Genomic DNA, 17,788 nt, shown 5'->3' on the forward strand with positions numbered 1-17,788 from the left:
ACTTAATCGACGACTAGATAATGCCAGGCTCTGGCTTATTTCTGGGTTGAGGTGCCGTCTTTATGCCATTCAAATACGCCAAACTCGAACCCCATGAGATCGCCTTTTTCATCCCAGGACAAAGGCCCCATCACGGTACTCACCGGCTCGGCACGCAGCGCTTTTGCGACCGCGGCAGGATCCGTGCCGGCTCTTTTCAGGCCTTCGGCAATGGCTTCCATTGCCGCATAAGTAGTCCACACAAACGGACCGCTGGCATCCTCACCCTTCGCCTGAATCGCCTGTACGACTTCGACGTTTGCCGGATCCAGGTCATACTTTTTCGGCAAGGTGACCAGCAAGCCTTCCGAGGCGTCGCCGGCTATGGAGGTAATGTCTTTATGCCCGACGCCTTCCGGCCCCATGAAACGGGCGTTAAAACCTTTCTCGGCAGACTGGCGCAATATCAGCCCCAGCTCGGGGTGATAACCGCCGTAATACACAAAGTCGACTTGATCACGCTGCAGCTTGGCCACCAGGGTAGAAAAGTCTTTATCGCCCGAGGTGACGCCTTCGTAGGCCACGACTTCTACACCGGCCGCTTGCAGTGCATCGCGCACGCTGGAGGCCAGGCCTTCACCGTATTGTTTTTTGTCGTGAATAATGGCAATCCGCTTGGGCTTGACCTGCTCCATGATATAGCGAGCCGCCGTGGGCCCCTGATCACTGTCCAGCCCTATGGTGCGCATCACAAATTCCTGATTACGCTCGGTGATCACCGGGTTGGTAGAGGCGGGAGTGATCATGAGGATGCCTTCATCATCATAAACATCAGAGGCTGGCAAGGTACTGTCGGAGCACAGGTGACCGACCACAAACTGGATGCCGTCGTTAACGACACGGTTCGCCACCGCCACCGCCTGCTTGGGGTCACAGGCATCATCGTATTCTACCGCCTCCAGAGTATAGTCCCCCAGAGTGCCGGATTTATTCAGCATTTCGACGGCCATGCGACCACCGGTAAACTGCATATCACCGTATTGCGCCACGGCGCCGGTAATGGGCCCGGCAATGCCGATTTTAACGGTTTCTGCCGAAGCCGAAAACGCCGCCCCGTAACCCAGTGCGACCGACACCGCTGCTGCTACCGTTTTCTTGTTCCATGTGATCATGTCGCTTCCCTCTATCCATTGAGTTGTTGCGCCGAAGAAACTTCGGACTGTTCTTTTTCTAACCCGAGTGTGCCACTTTCACAAGCAAAAAGTGCTGCGTATGACACCGGTTATAGCAGAAATACCAGAATTGTGAAGCAAGGCGTGACGACAACAGAAAGGATAGCCAACGGGCTGAACAGGATAAACAGGCGCTTTAAATACAGAAGGCCGGCCAGGCCGACCTTCTTGTTCTCGAAACGTTCAGGCAGACTCTCAGGTCCAGTCGAGGATCACCTTGCCGGACTGGCCCGAGCGCATGGTGTCGAACCCTTTTTGAAAATCATCCACCTTGAAGTGATGCGTGATCATGGGGGTTAAATCCAGACCGGACTGGATCAGACTGGCCATCTTGTACCAGGTTTCAAACATTTCGCGACCATAGATGCCCTTGAGTACCAAGCCCTTGAAAATGACCTTAGTCCAGTCAATTGCCATATCGGAGGGGGGAATACCCAGCATGGCCACCTTGCCGCCGTGGTTCATTTTATCGAGCATGTCGCAGAAGGCTGCCGGTACGCCAGACATTTCCAGCCCCACATCGAAGCCCTCGGTCATGCCCAGTTCGGCCATCACGGTGTCCAGCTTTTCGCTGGCCACGTTGACCGCTCGGGTTACGCCCATCTTGCGCGCCAGATCCAGCCGGTATTCGTTCACGTCGGTGATCACCACGTGGCGAGCCCCAACATGACGAGCGACCGCCGCCGCCATAATTCCAATGGGGCCGGCACCGGTGATCAACACATCTTCGCCCACCAAGTCGAACGACAAGGCAGTATGCACCGCGTTACCAAAGGGGTCGAAAATAGCCGCCAGATCGTCGGACACTTCGTCGGGCAGTTTAAAGGCATTAAACGCCGGTATCACCAGATATTCGGCGAAGGCACCTTCACGGTTAACACCGACCCCTACCGTATTGCGGCACAGGTGGGTGCGTCCGGCGCGACAGTTACGGCAATGGCCACAGGTAATGTGGCCCTCACCCGATACCCGATCACCGACCGTAAAGCCCCGTACTTCCTGGCCGATGGCAACCACTTCGCCTACGTACTCATGCCCCACTACCATGGGGACCGGTATGGTATTTTGCGACCACTCATCCCAGTTATAAATATGAATATCGGTACCGCAAATGGCCGTTTTGCGAATTTTTATCAATAAATCGTTATGGCCAAGCTCGGGCTCGGGTACATCGGTCATCCAGATGCCGGGTTCTGCTTTCAGTTTTGCTAATGCTTTCATCATGGCTTCCTTAAATCACACCCAGTTCCTGGCCGACTTCGATAAAGGCGGCAATGGCTTTATCCAGATGTTCACGGCTGTGCGCCGCCGACATTTGCGTGCGGATCCGCGCCTGGCCTTTTGGCACCACCGGGAAGGAGAAACCAATCACGTAAATGCCACGCTCCAGTAACTTGTCCGACATTTTTGCGGCCAGCGCCGCATCGCCCAGCATCACCGGAATAATGGCATGGTCTTCACCCGCCAGGGTAAAACCGGCCGCACTCATCTGCTGGCGGAAATAGGCGCTGTTTTCTCGCACCTTGTTCCGTAACTCGTCGCCGCTTTTCAGCATGTCGAGCACCTTGATGGAAGCGGCAACAATGGTGGGGGCCAACGAGTTGGAGAACAAGTACGGCCGCGAGCGCTGACGCAACCAGTCGATCACTTCTTTCTTGCCCGAGGTATAACCCCCGGAGGCGCCGCCCAGGGCTTTGCCCAGCGTACCGGTAATAATGTCGACGCGGTCCATCACGTTGCAGTATTCCGGGGTGCCGCGACCTTGTTCACCGACAAAGCCGACCGCGTGGGAGTCATCCACCATCACCATGGCATTGTATTGCTCGGCCAGGTCGCAAATAGCGCCCAGGTTGGCAATGACGCCGTCCATCGAGAAGACACCGTCGGTCGCAATCAGTTTAAAACGCGCACCGTCTGCCTCGGCCTGCTGCAGCTGGGCTTCCAGCTCCGCCATGTCGTTGTTGGCGTAGCGATAGCGTTTCGCCTTGCACAGACGCACGCCATCGATAATGGACGCATGATTGAGCGCGTCGGAAATAATGGCATCATCCGGGCCAAGCAGGGTTTCAAACAAACCGGTATTGGCATCAAAGCAGGAGGTATAAAGAATGGTGTCTTCCGTGCCCAAAAAGGTGGACAGATCGGCTTCCAATTGCTTGTGCAAGTCTTGCGTACCGCAGATAAAACGCACCGAGGCCACACCGAAGCCGTGGCTGTTCAACCCCTGCTGAGCCGCCTCGATCAGATCGGGGTGATTGGCCAGCCCCAGATAGTTGTTGGCACAGAAGTTGATAACCTCTTGCTGCCCGACTTCTATCGCGGCGCTTTGAGGTGACTTGATGACACGCTCTTGCTTGAAGAGTCCTTCTGCTTTGGTGTGCGCTAGCTGTTCGGATAAATAAGCATAAAATGCCGCTGACATAGTGAACTCCCGCTATCAATCTGGCTATCTGAGGATTAGTTGGACCATTTTACTTCTTAATGACCAGGCTAGCACAGTATATTCCACCCTCAACCGCTATTTGTGAAAGGGATCACTGGGTTTGCCGGCAAGCGCCTGATAATGTGCCATCAGGTTTGCCAGTTCGAGTCCCTGGTCGGGATGAAAATAGGGTTTAAGCAACAGCAAGACCCGGGACACACCGTCATAGAGCACCGCCTGGCTGATGTGAGGCGTGAGCGATTGCGCCGACTGGTAGCTCACCCAAAACGACACCAGCATTTTGAGTACCTCTGTGATGGGCTCTATTTCACTATCGGGAATGATCAACACTTGTTGTTTGTTCAGCTCGCGCAATAATGATTGCAGATTGATGTTCAGCTCTTGCTGAACCGCCAGATACTGGCGGTGCAGTTCGGCGTCGCGGTGCAAAATATCGTTGAGGTTGGCGTAGAAGAAGCGAAATTCCCACATCACGTAGAAAATCGCATCCAGATAATGAAACCACACCGCCGGGTTGGCGCTGGCCGGGCCATTGATGGGGGTAAACCCCTTGCGTAAATGTTCGCCATATTGCAGGAAGATGCGGTGAATAATGTCGTTTTTATTGCGGAAGTGATAGTAGAGATTACCCGGGCTCATGCCCAGGTGAGCGGCAATATGATTGGTGGTGACATTCGCCTCCCCTTGCTCATTAAACAGCTGCAAGGCGGCGGCCACGATACGTTCTTTGGTGTTCATCAGACGAACCAAATGCTGGAAAATTGTTTACTGAAGCATAACACAGGCTAGCGGGTTAGTTTTCTGCCGGCCAAGCGTGATAAACTTTGCAGTCAATTCAGTTCGTTTTGCCGGACAGCTTCCGGCCAACAAGAGGCAGACAGCGATGATCATTGTAACTGGCGGCGCCGGCTTTATCGGCAGCAATCTGGTAAAAACCCTCAACGACCAAGGGCGCACCGATATAGTGGTTATCGATGACCTCACCGATGGCACCAAATTTGTGAATCTGGTCGACCTCACCATTGCCGACTACCTCGACAAAGACGAATTCATTCAGCGTATCTTTTCCGGCGACGAATTTGAAGAATGGGGCGGCATCGAAGTAATCTTTCATGAAGGCGCCTGCTCGGCCACCACAGAGTGGGACGGCAAGTTCATGATGGAAAACAACTATCAATATTCCAAAGACTTGCTGCACTACTGCCTGGAGCGGGAAATCCCCTTCATTTATGCCTCTTCCGCCGCCACCTACGGCGGGCGCAACGACAACTTTATTGAAGAGCCACAATACGAGCAGCCACTCAACGTATACGGCTACTCCAAGCAACTGTTTGACCAGTATGTGCGTCAACTGCTGCCCGAGATCAATTCTCAGGTAGTGGGCCTCAAGTATTTCAACGTATACGGCCCTCGCGAGCAGCATAAAGGCGGCATGTCCAGCGTGGCCTTCCACCTCAACACCCAGCTGCATAAAGGGGAAAACCCCAAGCTGTTTGAAGGTTGCGATGGCTTCCCTGACGGTGGCCAGATGCGCGATTTCATCTATGTCGCAGATGTGTGCAAGGTAAACCTGTGGTTCTGGGAAAACCCGGAAGTATCCGGCATCTTCAACTGCGGCACCGGCCAGGCCGAGCCTTTCCAGAATGTGGCCGAAGCCGTGATCAAGCACCACAACAAGGGTAGCATCGAATACATCCCCTTCCCCGAGCAGCTAAAAGGTCGTTACCAGAGCTTTACCCAGGCCGACCTGACCAAACTGCGCGCCGCCGGTTACCCCCACCCGTTTAAAACCGTGGCCGAAGGCGTGAGTGAATACATGGCCTGGCTAAATAAGTAACAGCTTGAATAAGTAACAATTGAACGAGTGAAGAACTGGTCTCACTACAGATATGGGATAGGGAGTAATACGACTACATGAACATCTTGATGGCGCTGTCACAACTGGAAGTGACTGGGGCCGAAGTCTATGCCACCACGGTAGGTGATGAACTGAGTCAGCGTGGCCACAAGGTATTCTATGTTTCCGACACCCTGACCAAGCCCCATCAAGGCCAGTACTTCAAGCTGCGCTTTAACAAGCGCAGCCTGCCCCGCCGCTTCTGGCATGTAGGCTATTTGGTGTATCTCATTAAAAAGCACCGCATTCAGCTGGTGCATGCCCATAGTCGAGCCTCGAGCTGGAGCTGCTATGTCGCCTGCAAGCTCACCGGCACGCCCATGATCACCAGTGTGCATGGCCGCCAGCCGGTACATGCGTCGCGCAAGAAGTTTCATGCCCTGGGCGATAAGGCACTAGCGGTATGCGAGGCCGTGCGCGAGCAGTTGATCACCAGCCTGGGCGTGGCGCCCGGACTGATTGCAATAGGCCGAAATGGTATTAATACCGAACAATATCAGCCCTGTTCTGCCCCGCACAACCCAAAGCCGGTCATCAGCATTATCGGTCGCCTCACCGGCCCCAAGGGTGAACTCTGCTATCGCCTGCTGGATGAATGTCTGGATCTGGACAATTACCGGGTACAAATTGCGTCTGGCTCCGATGTTCCGCCCAGATTTGAGCGTTTTAAGTCGCAAGTACGGTTTTTGGGTTACGTACAGGATGTTCCTGGCCTGATAGCACAGTCAGACTTGGTGATGGGCGCCGGCCGAGTGGCCATGGAAACAATATTAATGCAGCGTCCTGTTTTCGCGATCGGCGAAGCCATGGCGCCGGGTCTTGTCACCACCGATAATTTAGCGTCTGCCATGGCCAGTAACTTTGGTGATATTGGCCCCAAAGATCTGGATATCGACTTTGCCGACCTTCCTGGCCAAATAGCAACGGCCTTGCAGCAACCACAACCGGGTGCAAGCCTGGTTGCCCAGGTTAAAGCCCATTACGACTTGCACGCCGTAGTTGATCAACTGGAGCAAGATTACCAAAGCGTGTATGTGCATCGCCTGCGCCGTGAAATGCCCATCATCATGTACCACCGCTTTATTAAAGATGACAGTGAGAAAGGCGTACATGGCACTTATATGCACGTCGACATGTTGGAAAAGCACTTTAAACTGCTTAAGTTTTTAGGTTACCAGACGCTCACCTTTGCCGATCTTGCCGAACAGGGCTTGGCCGAGCGCCTGGCATCAGGCAAAAAATATATCATGATTACCGTCGACGACGGTTATAAAGACAATTACGAGCTGTTATTTCCACTATTAAAAAAATACGGCTTTAAAGCGGTAATTTATGCGGTGACCGGTGAGCAATTCAATCGCTGGGACGTAGAACACCCAAGCAACCCCGAAAAGCGGGTAGAGCTGATGAGCCCGGCCCAGATAAAAGAAATGGCCGATTCGGGGCTGGTGGAATTTGGTGGCCATACCCTGACCCACCCCCATCTGGATTCGCTGGACAAAGACGCTCAGCACCATGAGATTGCCGAAAACAAGGCGCAACTCGAACAATTGTTAGGCAAGCCACTGATGTCATTCGCCTACCCGTTCGGTAGCCATAACCAGGATAGCAAAGACCTGGCCCAAGCGCTCGGTTACCCCTTTGCCGTCGCCACCAACAGCGGCCCCCTTGCCATGCATCAAGATCCGTATCAGATCCGTCGCATCGCCATCTTTCCCCGCACCGACGTATTCGGTTTATGGCGGAAAATCCGAGGGAGTTATGTGTTCAGGAAAGCGGGCCAATAGTGAACTTTAAGCACTCCAGCATAACTAACTGGATAAAACATGAATTTAAATAAAATAAAGATTCGATTAAGAAATAAGTTAAGAATCGACAAAAAGAATACACTTAACATTCATCCAAGCACTCGAATCAGAGAGTGCGAAATAATTATTAAAGGGAAAACAACTCTTTAATAATTGATGAATTGTGCAATTTACGAAGTATGAAAATAGAAATATTAGGCGACGACTGCATCGTCCACATTGGCGCTAGAACAACAAATACTGGTATATGTAAGCTCTCTTGCAGAGAAAAGAAAACTCGCATTATCATTGGAGAGGACTGTTTACTTGCTAACAATGTAATGATTTTAACAAGTGATGGCCATGATATATACGAAAACAACATGCGCATCAATTATGCTGCGGATATAATAATAAAAAATCACGTATGGTTAGCAGAAAATGTTATGATACTTAAAGGGGTTAGCATTGGAAGCGATTGCGTAATCGGTGCCAACTCGGTAGTGACTGGCCAACACGATAAAAATACGATTGCAGCAGGTAATCCTGCCAAGACAATCAAAAAAAATATATCGTGGAATGAGCGACTTACTTATTAACATGCTCGAGATGAAATGAAATAAAATAAGAAATATAATCTTTAAAATCTCCCAGGTTAATTCCGTTAATATCTTGCGGGTATACTCTTTGTGAGAATATACTTTTTGAAAGACTACTGTTTGGGTGCCACTCTTTATAGTTTTCTTCATCTGGATTGTATATGGCTATTAAAGGCTTTCTTAGTCCTGTCGCTATATGTACTGTTGCTGTATCTACGGAGACAACCCAATCAGCTCGACGCATAATAGCGATAGAGTCATAAATAGACTGGCTATCAGCATAATAATATACATTACTGTAATCAGCACATATCTTTTCTACTTCATGTTTTTTCTCCGGTATAGTCAACAATACTATATTAACAGAAGCATTTTCACCATTGACTACACTTATAACTTCTTTAATCTTCCTTTCATTTAACTTCCGAGATCCGCCGCTTCCGTAAGGGTTAAATACAAGAATAGGCTCATCAATTAAAGAAATGAATTGATCCACTTTATCTTGAGATGCTTTATTATCAGGAACAATATAGGATTCACTTTGTACCACAACCCCTGTCAGTTCAAGTAATTTGCGATACTTACCAGAAAAGTGCTCATCTTGAGTAATTCCCCCTAACTTTAAATTAATAAGTTCTACAGCATCATCAAGACCGGCAATATTGTCAATCTTTACTTTACTCATGAAGTAAAGATCTTTCATTTTTAGTGCCTTGCTGAGATGCACTAATAAGTCAGCCTCACCTATATCACGCGCTAATTTACTCAACTCTGCATAGCTTGGCCTTTTATTTATTTCATACACATGGTCAACAGCAAAGTATTCTTTAAAAAGCTGTGACATATTCGGTGTTGTAATCACTTCAACCTTTATGCCCGGATATGCTCTTTTCCACTCGCGAAACACAAAAGAAGAAACGATAGAGTCGCCCCACTTAGCATCCCAGCGCACCAGGACTATCCTTTTCAAGGGTCCGTTCAATTCAAAAGGCTGACTCTGTCTGTCAAACAACATTAGTCCCAGCTTTCGACGCCAGACATCGCGTGCTGACTGCAATGAAGAGATCCACTTTTTGAGCATAACTGCATTAATCCGAGTCAATATTTGGCTGACATTGTATAATGTTTACCTGTCAAAGAGGAACATTCTCAATGTCTAAAAAAATTCTGGTCATAGGCCCTTCTTGGGTAGGCGACATGGTGATGTCCCAGAGCCTGTATATCACCCTGAAACAAGAGCACCCCGATGCCGAGCTGCATGTGATGGCGCCGGCCTGGTGCTGTGCTCTGCTAGAGCGTATGCCCGAAGTCGACAAGGCCATCGTCATGCCACTGGGGCATGGTGACTTTAAACTGGCCAAACGCTTCCGCCTCGGCCGGCAACTCGCCACCGAAGGCTACGACTGGGCCATAGTACAGCCTAATTCCCTGAAATCGGCGCTGATACCGCTGTTCGCCGGCATCAAAAAGCGCACCGGCTGGAAAGGCGAGTCGCGCTACGGATTACTGAACGACCTGCGCAGTAACAAAACCGACTTTCCGTTGATGGTTGAACGCTATGTCGCGCTCGCCCACCCCAAGGCAGACATGCTGAACAATCATCAGATTCCCGCCCTGCCCTGGCCTTGTCTGCGAGCCGATACTGCAAATCAGCAAGACGCCTTGCAGGAGCTACAGCTCAATGTCCAGCGGCCAATCGTTAGCCTATGCCCTGGCGCCGAGTTTGGCCCCTCCAAACGCTGGCCCGAGCAACACTATGCGGAAGTCGCTCGCCATCAAATAGAGCAGGGAAAGCAGGTATGGATATTTGGTTCGGCCAAGGATATTCCGGTTGCCGAAGCCATTCGCCACTATCTGCCCACTGGATTACAAGCGCATTGTCACATTCTGGCGGGTAAGACCTCATTGCATCAGGCCATCGACCTGATGGCGCTAAGCGCCATTGTCGTTTCTAATGATTCTGGCTTGATGCATATTGCAGCCGCCTTACAACGCCCCTTGGTCGCGATTTATGGTTCAACTTCACCTAAATACACACCGCCACTCGCAGAACGAGTCGCCATCGTTCATACCGATATTGAATGCCGCCCCTGTTTCAAGCGAGAGTGCCCCCTTGGCCATTTAAAGTGCCTAAAAGAGCTGCCAGCAGAGAAAGTCCTCGCCGCGATAAAACAACTGACGGCTTCAGAACATCTTATCGCCAGCCTTCGGTAACCTTATGCTTTATCGCTTGATATATAACCTGCTAATTCATCTGCTCAGCCCTTTACTGCTGGGGCTGCTGTACTGGCCTAAAAAAGGCAAGCCCGGCTTTGGCCGGCGCTGGCCGGAGCACTTAGGGCTGGTATCGGCGCCCAGACACCAGAATCCGGTTTGGCTGCATGCGGTCAGTGTCGGGGAAATGGTTGCTGCCACCCCGCTGATCAAAGCCATCAAGGCGGAACATCCGGAGCTCCCCATTCTGGTCACCACCACCACCCGCACTGGGGCAGATTTGGCAGAAAAGCTCGGGGAGCTGATAGAGCATCGTTATGCTCCGCTCGACTTCCCTTGGGCGGTGGCACTTTTTTTACGACGGATTAATCCCCGGGCACTACTGATAATGGAAACAGAACTCTGGCCCAACTGGCTGCTAGCCTGCGGCCGAAAACAGCTTCCCGTTATGGTGCTCAATGCCCGCTTATCGGCTCGTTCAGCCAAAAAATACCAACGTTTCCACGGTATATTTCGGCTGTTATCGGCGAATATTAGCCACATTGCCTGCCAAAATCAGGATGATGCCAATCGCTTTGCCGATCTCGGCCTGGCCAGAAACAAACTCAGCATCACCGGCTCCATCAAGTTCGACATCGACTATGACGACGAGATCCGCCGGCAAGGGCTGCGGCTACGCGAACAACTCGGCCTGGAACGTCCGGTGTGGATTGCAGCATCCACTCATGAGGGGGAAGATGCACAACTATTGGCCGCCCATAAAACACTACTCGCACAACGACCCGATGCACTACTGATACTGGTGCCTCGTCATCCGCAACGCTTCAACGAGGTCGGTGAGCTGATCATCCGCGAGAACTTGACTTTAAGCCGTCGCACTCAAGCGGCAGTTGCTGATGCCCAGGTCTATCTGGGCGATACCATGGGTGAGTTACCTGTGATGCTGGCAGCCGCCGATGTGGCCTTTGTAGGCGGGAGCTTGATAGAACGTGGCGGTCATAACCTGCTTGAGCCAGCGGCGTTGGGCAAACCCGTCCTCACCGGGCCTTCTATCTTTAATTTCAATGATATTTATCGGCGACTTAAGGGAAACAATGCTCTTGTCACTGTTAATAACAGTACGGAGCTAGCCTCCGCTCTTTTAAAGCTGTTCGAGGATGCATCTTACCGGCTTCATATAGGAAGGAATGCTCGTAAAGTCGTTGAGGATAATAAGGGAGCCATCAATCAAACATTGCTTCACATTGACGAACTCCTATAAATAAAAAGAATGGGGCGCAAGCCCCACTGGTCATTTAAAAACCTGTCGCAACCATTGATAACCTTCAGTTTTTAAGTAGAGCTCAAACAGCTTTTTACTCCCCTCTCTATTCAGATGATCATTATCTCTATATAGAGGAACTGTATCTACCTCACTGAAGCATTGCCCATCTCGACAAATTAAATCATTAACACGTATCACTGTCAGCTGTGGATACTTATCGCTCATCTCAGTAATAATATTATTTGCATAAGCTTGCCGTTGTTCAACATCAGTCTGCTCAATATTACAGCTTACTTCCTTCATCCAAGAGTATGTCGCCTTTTTAATCAAGCAATTGCTGGGCAAAAAAGGATAAGACGGTACTTGCTCGAATAATACTGGCCGTTTGTTATTGGCTATTAGCTGCTGAATTGTTGCCTCTATCCCCTTACGAAATGCTCGTCGACTATTTGCAAGTGATTCGGAATAGTCAGTACTATCACCAAGAAATACACGGCTTCCCTTTTCTCCTTCAGAACGGGTCGTTTCCGTATACATGGCCCAACGCCCCGCCAGAAAAACAACCTTTGCTTCAGAGTTTTTAATCACCTCAAACAGCTTGTTATTTGTATCGGTACACTCGGCCTCAGGTCGACCATTATTAATCAAGTCGACACCAATCAAAGGAGGACAACCACCAGCACCACCGTACAAACTATAAAATCCGTTTTTTAACCCCAACTCCTCAACAAAAGGACGAAAGTGTCCGGCATGAGAGTCGCCCCACAATAAGGCCCCCGGTTTCTCGGGAAGCAAATACGCATCACCAACAGGCAGTAATTGAAAAGGCTGATAGCGACTATCTGCCGATACATCTTTAGTAATCTCATCATAGCTGGTAATGGAGATCTCGTAGAGACGCCGTGCCTGCTCTGGCAGTCGGTCGTCATAACCCTGATGTCGCTTGATATCCTTAGCTATCACCACCAACATGATAACAGGCAGAACAAAATAACCCAGCAACACCCATTTTTTCTTAATATTCAGATACCTAAGTGGCTTTTCGAAGTACTGCCAAGAGCAATAAGCAAGCAGAAAGGTCAGCACAGCGCAAGTCACGTAGCCCGTTGCATCGATACCATTAAAATAGTATCGATAAAGCGCCAGCACAGGCCAATGCCACAGATACAAAGAAAAAGACAGTCTGCCGGTAAGAGCCAATCCTCGCGAGCTTAACAGGCGATAAAGCAGCCCTTTCCTCAACTCACCATTCAGTATCAAGGCTGCTGTGGCAACGGAGACGAGAGCAGCATTTAAACCGGGAAAAACAGCGCTCTCATCAAGCCAAAAAAATAGACCTACTAATATCAGTGCCCCCAGCATACCTGCCAAAGCCAAAGCAGACTCACGAGCAAATAATATTTCTTTTTTGTCATGAACAAACATACTGAGCAAAGCACCAATCAACAGCTCACTCCCTCGGTTCTGAATCAAATAGTAGGCCGAGGCCTGTCCGCCACGAGCTGCATATTCGGAAACACCAACAAGTATCAGCAGTAACAAAACAAAAAAACACTTTCTGTATCTAGGAGAAAGACACCTTATTGATAAAAAAAGCAATAACGGCCAAATAAAATAAAATTGCTCTTCGACAGAAAGCGACCACATATGCAGCAAGGGTAGCGTATCTGCTGCGGGGGCAAAGTAACCCGAATTCTTTTCAAAATAAATATTGGCAATAAATACGCTAGCATAGCGCAAGCTATCGGCCAGCCTCACCAAATCATCGGGTGTGAGAATCAGCCAAGACACTAACAGTGTAACTATAGAAACAAGATAAAAAAGCGGTAATATCCTCTTTATTCTTTTAATATAAAAACTTGCAAAAGAAAATGTTTGTTGTTGTATTTCAGCATAGATGATACGGGTGATGATATAGCCTGATATAACAAAAAATACATCAACCCCAATAAACCCACCCGGCATCCACTGACTATTAAAGTGGAACACTATCACCGTTAATACTGCAATAGCCCTCAAACCATCGACATCCGGTCTATATGTTGTAAAAGTCACTAGATTCCTCAAATAAAAATAGCCATAAAAACCGGCTCGACTGATTAACAATACCTATCATCTTTATTTATAATTTTTCAACCAGATGCGCCAATCGGCTTATTGCCAATTGAACTTGGGGTGTAAATCTTTTTCGTTGCGAAGTGAGAGCACGATACGAGCCGCACAAGGGAGTGGAACTGGCAAGTCCCGAGTACAACCTGGCCAAGAGGGTAACTTCGGCCATGGCACGGCTTTTAGGCTCAGCAACGTGCAAAAAGGTAGCTTCCACTACCTGCCCAGTCAGCAGCAAGATAGTAATAGCGTGGCACCTTGTACCCACAGCATCTACTACAAACCAAGTGGTGCTACGCCCTAGCGCCTTACCTGCGTAGTATTTTGTTCGCGCCAACAATCAATTTCAAAGAGTCACACTTAAACCCACCAAAACGAATTTTATACCAATTACACTCAACAATTGAGCTGTTTTTACTTCATGTAAAGGTCGAGTAAACGACCTTCTCCATCGGCTCGCTACAAGCTCATCCCTATGGCGCTAAGCTCATGATTTCCCTGTCATGTGATGGTCGGTGGAGCAGAGTCCTTTGTCCTCCTTCATGCTGCAGAATCACCTGCTAGCACTGTCCTTGGGCAACTCGGTGTTCCGGAATAGGTAACAGAGCTCGCCGTGACTCCTGCATCCTTTTTCCCTAACACCAAGGCGAGCTATCTGTAGACGGCACCACGCAGGCAGCTCCGTAATATCAAGGAGGGGGAAGGGCTCTGTTCCGCTAACCAAACAAAAGGCCCGTCATAACGGGCCTTTTGTTCAAACGAATCAGCAGTTACAAATATCAGCCAAAGCGTCGTGTTTTGCGGTTAACTTCGTCGATCTGAGAGTTAAGGGTACAGAAGTCGTAGAGGAAGCCCAGCAGAAACAGGCCGCCGGTAAAAAACCAGATAATGGCGGTAATCCACTTACCCATATACAAGCGGTGAATACCAAAGATGCCGAGGAAGGTCATCAGAATCCAGGCAATATTGTAATCGGTGTCGCCTGTGGTATAGCGCTCGTCCGCATCTCTGTCCATGGCGGGGATCAAGAATAAATCCACAATCCAGCCGATAAAAAACAGGCCTAGAGTAAAAAAATAAATAACGCCGCTGATGGGTCGACCATAGTAGAAGCGATGAGCTCCCATAAACCCGAAGATCCACAGGATATAGCCGATCACCTTGCTGTGCGTGTTGTTCAATGTCGTCAAACTCCCACTATGTCATTAAAGCCTCATAGTAACCGCTACCTCTGATGAGTGCCATGCATCAAGAGCAACAGACAACAAGGTGCGTCGCTCCTCGACGCACTAACGACAGCGGCCCGGGGAAAGGCACCCATACCCGATGCTCAGGCAAGCCCCTTTTCCGACTCCATGTGGTTCAATAAAAAAGCCCGTCTTCACGGGCCTTTTACAATGGTGCATGATTGCGGATTAACGGCTGGCTGAGTAGCTGTTATCCCAGTCGGTCCAAACTGGTTGCAAGCCGGTGGCCACCAGGGCCCTGGCCACGTCGCTCGGGCTGCGGTCGTCGTCTATTTCAAACTGTTCCAGCTCTTCCTTGACGTTTTCTACATAGCCGCCGGGCTGAGTCTTGGAGCCGGCGCTGATGCTGGTGATCCCCAGCGGGATCACCTTGTCACGAAAGGCCTCAGCCTCGCGCGTCGACAGGCTTAGCTCCAGCTCATTATCAAACAGCCGATAAGCACAAATCAGCTGTACCAGCTGACGATCGGTCATGACCGACTTGGGTACCAGGCCGCCCTCGCAGGGGCGCAAGCGCGGAAAGGATACTGAATAACGGGTCTGCCAATACTGCTTTTGCAAATAACGCAGATGCGCCGCCACATAGAAGCTGTCGGCACGCCAGTCTTCCAGCCCAAACAAGGCACCCAGGCCAATTTTATCGATTCCCGCTTTGCCCAGCCGATCGGGGGTCTCCAGCCGCCAGCGAAAATCCTTTTTCTTGCCACGAATATGGTGCTCGTCGTAGGTCAGGTGCTGGTAGGTTTCCTGATACACCATGACGCTGTCCAGACCGTACTGGCGCAGCTCGGCATATTCGGCTTCAGAAAGGGGCTGCACTTCCATCATCACATAGCTGAAGTGACGCTTGACGATCGGCAACATCTGCTTGAAATAATCCAGACCCACCTTGCCTTCGTGCTCCCCGGTGACCAGCAGCACGGTATCAAAGCCCATGGCCTTGATAGCCAGACATTCCTGCTCGATTTCTTCGGCACTCAGGGTCTTGCGTTTGATGCGGTTACTCATGGAAAAGCCGCAATAGGTACAGTCATTGGCACACAGGTTGGATAAATACAGCGGAATAAACAGCCCGACCGTGCTGCCAAAGCGCTGGCGAGTCAATTGATAAGACTGCTGCGCCATTTGCTCCAGGTACGGTTCGGCAGCCGGCGAAATCAACGCCATAAAATCCTGCAGATCGCGCTTGGGCTTGGCCAGCGCCAACTCAACATCCCGGGCCCGCTTGCCGTAGATACTCATCTTGATGTCATCCCAATCCAGGGATGACCATACGTCAAAAAAACTCATAACGTATCCAGAAAATCTGTCAGTGGGCTGGTAGCTTGCGCGTACTGGCTTTTGCCCGCCAACCCGGCCTGATATGCCATGCGACCGGAATTCACCGCCAGTTTGAAGGCTTCGGCCATGGCAATGGGATCTCTGGCGGTAGCAATAGCGGTATTCACCAGCACCGCATCGGCGCCCAGCTCCATGGCATACGCCGCGTGACTGGGGGCACCAATACCGGCATCGACCACCACAGGTACATTGGCCTGCTCGATAATAATTTGCAGAAAATCGTGAGTCACCAGACCTTTGTTGGTGCCAATGGGGGCGCCCAGAGGCATAACGGCGGCACAACCCACTTCTTCCAGCCGCTTGCACAGTACCGGATCGGCACTGCAATAAGGCAGCACGATAAAGCCTTCTTTTACCAGTATCTCTGCAGCCTTGAGGGTTTCGACCGGGTCGGGCAGCAAGTATTTGGGATCGGGATGTACTTCCAGCTTTAACCAGTTGGTCCCCAGCGCCTCACGGGCCAGACGGGCTGCAAACACCGCTTCTTCTACCGTTTTGGCGCCCGCGGTATTGGGTAGCAGATTGACGCCCAACTCGAGCAGGGGTGGCAAGATATCGTCACTGTGATTCTTAAGATCCAGACGCTTCATGGCCATAGTCACCATCTCGGTGCCGCCGGCAATAAAGGCGTCTTTCATTTGTTGACCGTTAGCAAACTTGCCGGTTCCGGTGAACAGGCGAGAGCCAAAGGTTTTATTGGCAATAATAAGACTCATGTTAGCCTCCGGCTATGGCGTGAAATAAGGTAATTCTGTCATTGGCGGCTAATAGCTGTTCTGACCACTGACTGCGGGCCACCACCTGCTGATTCAATGCGACCGCCACGCCGGGCTTGTCTTGTTCAAGATCCAGCAGTAGCTGGGCCAGCGTCGTGTTGCTGGCCAGTTCCAGTGGATCGTTATTCAATATTACCGTGATCATGTCTCTTCCTTCTTTACACCACAGACCGGGCAAGCGGGGTCTTTGGGCACCCGCAAGCCATGCCAACTATGATTTTTGGCATCAAACAGCTTCAGCTCACCCCAGGGTACGGCGCCGGTCCCGGTAAAGTATTTGATGGCTTCCAAAGCTTGCAGCATGCCAATGGTGCCCACCACGGGACCAATAACACCGGAATTGCTGCAGTTAAGCTGCTCCCCAATATCGGGGCCATACAGGCAGCGATAGCAGCCATGGTCGCGATGGGGATCCAGCGCCAGCAGCTGACCTTCAAAACGAATGGCCGCGCCCACCAGCAAGGGTTTGCCTCTGGCATAACAGGCGGCGTTCAACTCCTGGCGGATCAGGATGTTATCGGTGCAGTCCAGTACCAAGTCCACTTCGGTCACAAAGTCGCCCAGATTATCCGCCCCCAACTTTTGGTTGATGGCGATCACTTCGACTTCGGGGTTGAGTTGCTGCAGTTTGTCGCGAGCGGTTTCTGCCTTGCTGTGGTGCAGGCTGTCCATGTCGTACAGGGTTTGGCGTTGCAGGTTACTGATGTCTATCTGGTCGAAGTCGGCCAGCCACAAGGTGCCAATGCCCGCCGCCGCCAGATATTGCACTGCCGGTGAGCCCAGGCCACCAAGACCCACCACCAGCACCGAGGCCTGCTTCAGTTTCAGCTGACCTTCTTCGCCAACTTCTTCCAGCAGCAAGTGTCGGCTATAACGCATGAATTCGCTGTCGCTGAGCAT

Annotated in this window: 16 protein-coding genes; 5 read left to right on the forward strand and 11 right to left on the reverse strand. The window is 50.7% G+C overall.

Annotation, left to right across the window (positions count from 1 at the left end; translation table 11 throughout):
* Window positions 1–35: 35 nt before the first annotated feature.
* The 4 genes from ACN0VL_RS09390 to ACN0VL_RS09405 form a co-directional block, all read right to left on the reverse strand.
* Window positions 36–1,151, reverse strand: a complete 1,116-nt coding sequence (locus ACN0VL_RS09390; protein ID WP_417616726.1) for a branched-chain amino acid ABC transporter substrate-binding protein — start codon at window positions 1,149–1,151, stop codon at window positions 36–38.
* Between the two features lie 255 nt (window positions 1,152–1,406).
* Window positions 1,407–2,432, reverse strand: coding sequence for an L-threonine 3-dehydrogenase (gene tdh / locus ACN0VL_RS09395; protein WP_417616770.1), 1,026 nt, complete (start codon window positions 2,430–2,432; stop codon window positions 1,407–1,409).
* Window positions 2,433–2,442: 10 nt separating this feature from the next.
* On the reverse strand, window positions 2,443–3,633 hold the full coding sequence (locus tag ACN0VL_RS09400) for a glycine C-acetyltransferase (protein ID WP_417616727.1): 1,191 nt from the start codon (window positions 3,631–3,633) through the stop codon (window positions 2,443–2,445).
* 96 nt (window positions 3,634–3,729) lie between these two features.
* On the reverse strand, window positions 3,730–4,392 hold the full coding sequence (locus ACN0VL_RS09405) for a TetR/AcrR family transcriptional regulator (RefSeq protein ID WP_417616728.1): 663 nt from the start codon (window positions 4,390–4,392) through the stop codon (window positions 3,730–3,732).
* Between the two features lie 145 nt (window positions 4,393–4,537).
* On the opposite strand from ACN0VL_RS09405, the gene rfaD reads away from it, so the two are divergent.
* From rfaD to ACN0VL_RS09420, 3 genes are all read left to right on the forward strand, one after another.
* Window positions 4,538–5,491, forward strand: a complete 954-nt coding sequence (rfaD, locus tag ACN0VL_RS09410; RefSeq protein WP_417616729.1) for an ADP-glyceromanno-heptose 6-epimerase — start codon at window positions 4,538–4,540, stop codon at window positions 5,489–5,491.
* Window positions 5,492–5,568: 77 nt separating this feature from the next.
* On the forward strand, window positions 5,569–7,338 hold the full coding sequence (locus ACN0VL_RS09415) for a polysaccharide deacetylase family protein (RefSeq protein WP_417616731.1): 1,770 nt from the start codon (window positions 5,569–5,571) through the stop codon (window positions 7,336–7,338).
* Window positions 7,339–7,538: 200 nt separating this feature from the next.
* Window positions 7,539–7,937, forward strand: coding sequence for an acyltransferase (locus tag ACN0VL_RS09420; protein WP_417616733.1), 399 nt, complete (start codon window positions 7,539–7,541; stop codon window positions 7,935–7,937).
* On the opposite strand, the gene ACN0VL_RS09425 is transcribed toward ACN0VL_RS09420, so the two are convergent.
* Window positions 7,927–8,889: a glycosyltransferase family 9 protein gene (locus ACN0VL_RS09425; RefSeq protein WP_417616735.1), complete on the reverse strand. Its 963-nt coding sequence runs from the start codon at window positions 8,887–8,889 to the stop codon at window positions 7,927–7,929. The two genes, ACN0VL_RS09420 and ACN0VL_RS09425, sit on opposite strands and share 11 nt — an antisense overlap.
* Before the next feature lie 200 nt (window positions 8,890–9,089).
* Here ACN0VL_RS09425 and waaF point away from each other — a divergent pair, with 200 nt between their 5' ends.
* Window positions 9,090–10,151 carry a lipopolysaccharide heptosyltransferase II gene (gene waaF / locus ACN0VL_RS09430; protein WP_417616737.1) on the forward strand — a complete coding sequence of 354 codons (1,062 nt, stop codon included), beginning with the start codon at window positions 9,090–9,092 and terminating at the stop codon, window positions 10,149–10,151.
* A 4-nt stretch (window positions 10,152–10,155) separates the two neighbouring features.
* Window positions 10,156–11,412, forward strand: coding sequence for a lipid IV(A) 3-deoxy-D-manno-octulosonic acid transferase (gene waaA / locus ACN0VL_RS09435; RefSeq protein WP_417616739.1), 1,257 nt, complete (start codon window positions 10,156–10,158; stop codon window positions 11,410–11,412).
* 30 nt (window positions 11,413–11,442) lie between these two features.
* Here waaA and ACN0VL_RS09440 read toward each other — a convergent pair whose 3' ends face one another.
* The 6 genes from ACN0VL_RS09440 to ACN0VL_RS09465 form a co-directional block, all read right to left on the reverse strand.
* Window positions 11,443–13,470, reverse strand: coding sequence for an acyltransferase family protein (locus tag ACN0VL_RS09440; RefSeq protein WP_417616740.1), 2,028 nt, complete (start codon window positions 13,468–13,470; stop codon window positions 11,443–11,445).
* 833 nt (window positions 13,471–14,303) lie between these two features.
* Window positions 14,304–14,705: an NINE protein gene (locus ACN0VL_RS09445; RefSeq protein ID WP_417616742.1), complete on the reverse strand. Its 402-nt coding sequence runs from the start codon at window positions 14,703–14,705 to the stop codon at window positions 14,304–14,306.
* A gap of 234 nt (window positions 14,706–14,939) precedes the next feature.
* Complete coding sequence (thiH, locus tag ACN0VL_RS09450; protein ID WP_417616744.1) at window positions 14,940–16,061, reverse strand: 2-iminoacetate synthase ThiH; 1,122 nt, start codon at window positions 16,059–16,061, stop codon at window positions 14,940–14,942.
* Entirely contained in the window at window positions 16,058–16,828 is a 771-nt protein-coding gene (locus tag ACN0VL_RS09455; protein WP_417616746.1) for a thiazole synthase, read from the reverse strand. The genes thiH and ACN0VL_RS09455 overlap by 4 nt, the downstream gene beginning before the upstream one ends.
* 1 nt (window position 16,829) lies before the next feature.
* A complete protein-coding gene (gene thiS, locus ACN0VL_RS09460) occupies window positions 16,830–17,033 on the reverse strand; it encodes a sulfur carrier protein ThiS (RefSeq protein WP_417616748.1) in 204 nt (67 codons plus the stop codon).
* Window positions 17,030–17,788, reverse strand: coding sequence for a HesA/MoeB/ThiF family protein (locus tag ACN0VL_RS09465; protein WP_417616750.1), 759 nt, complete (start codon window positions 17,786–17,788; stop codon window positions 17,030–17,032). Before ACN0VL_RS09465 ends, thiS begins: the two co-directional genes overlap by 4 nt.

The sequence above is a fragment of the Oceanisphaera sp. genome, from assembly GCF_048268965.1.
GTDB lineage: Bacteria > Pseudomonadota > Gammaproteobacteria > Enterobacterales > Aeromonadaceae > Oceanimonas.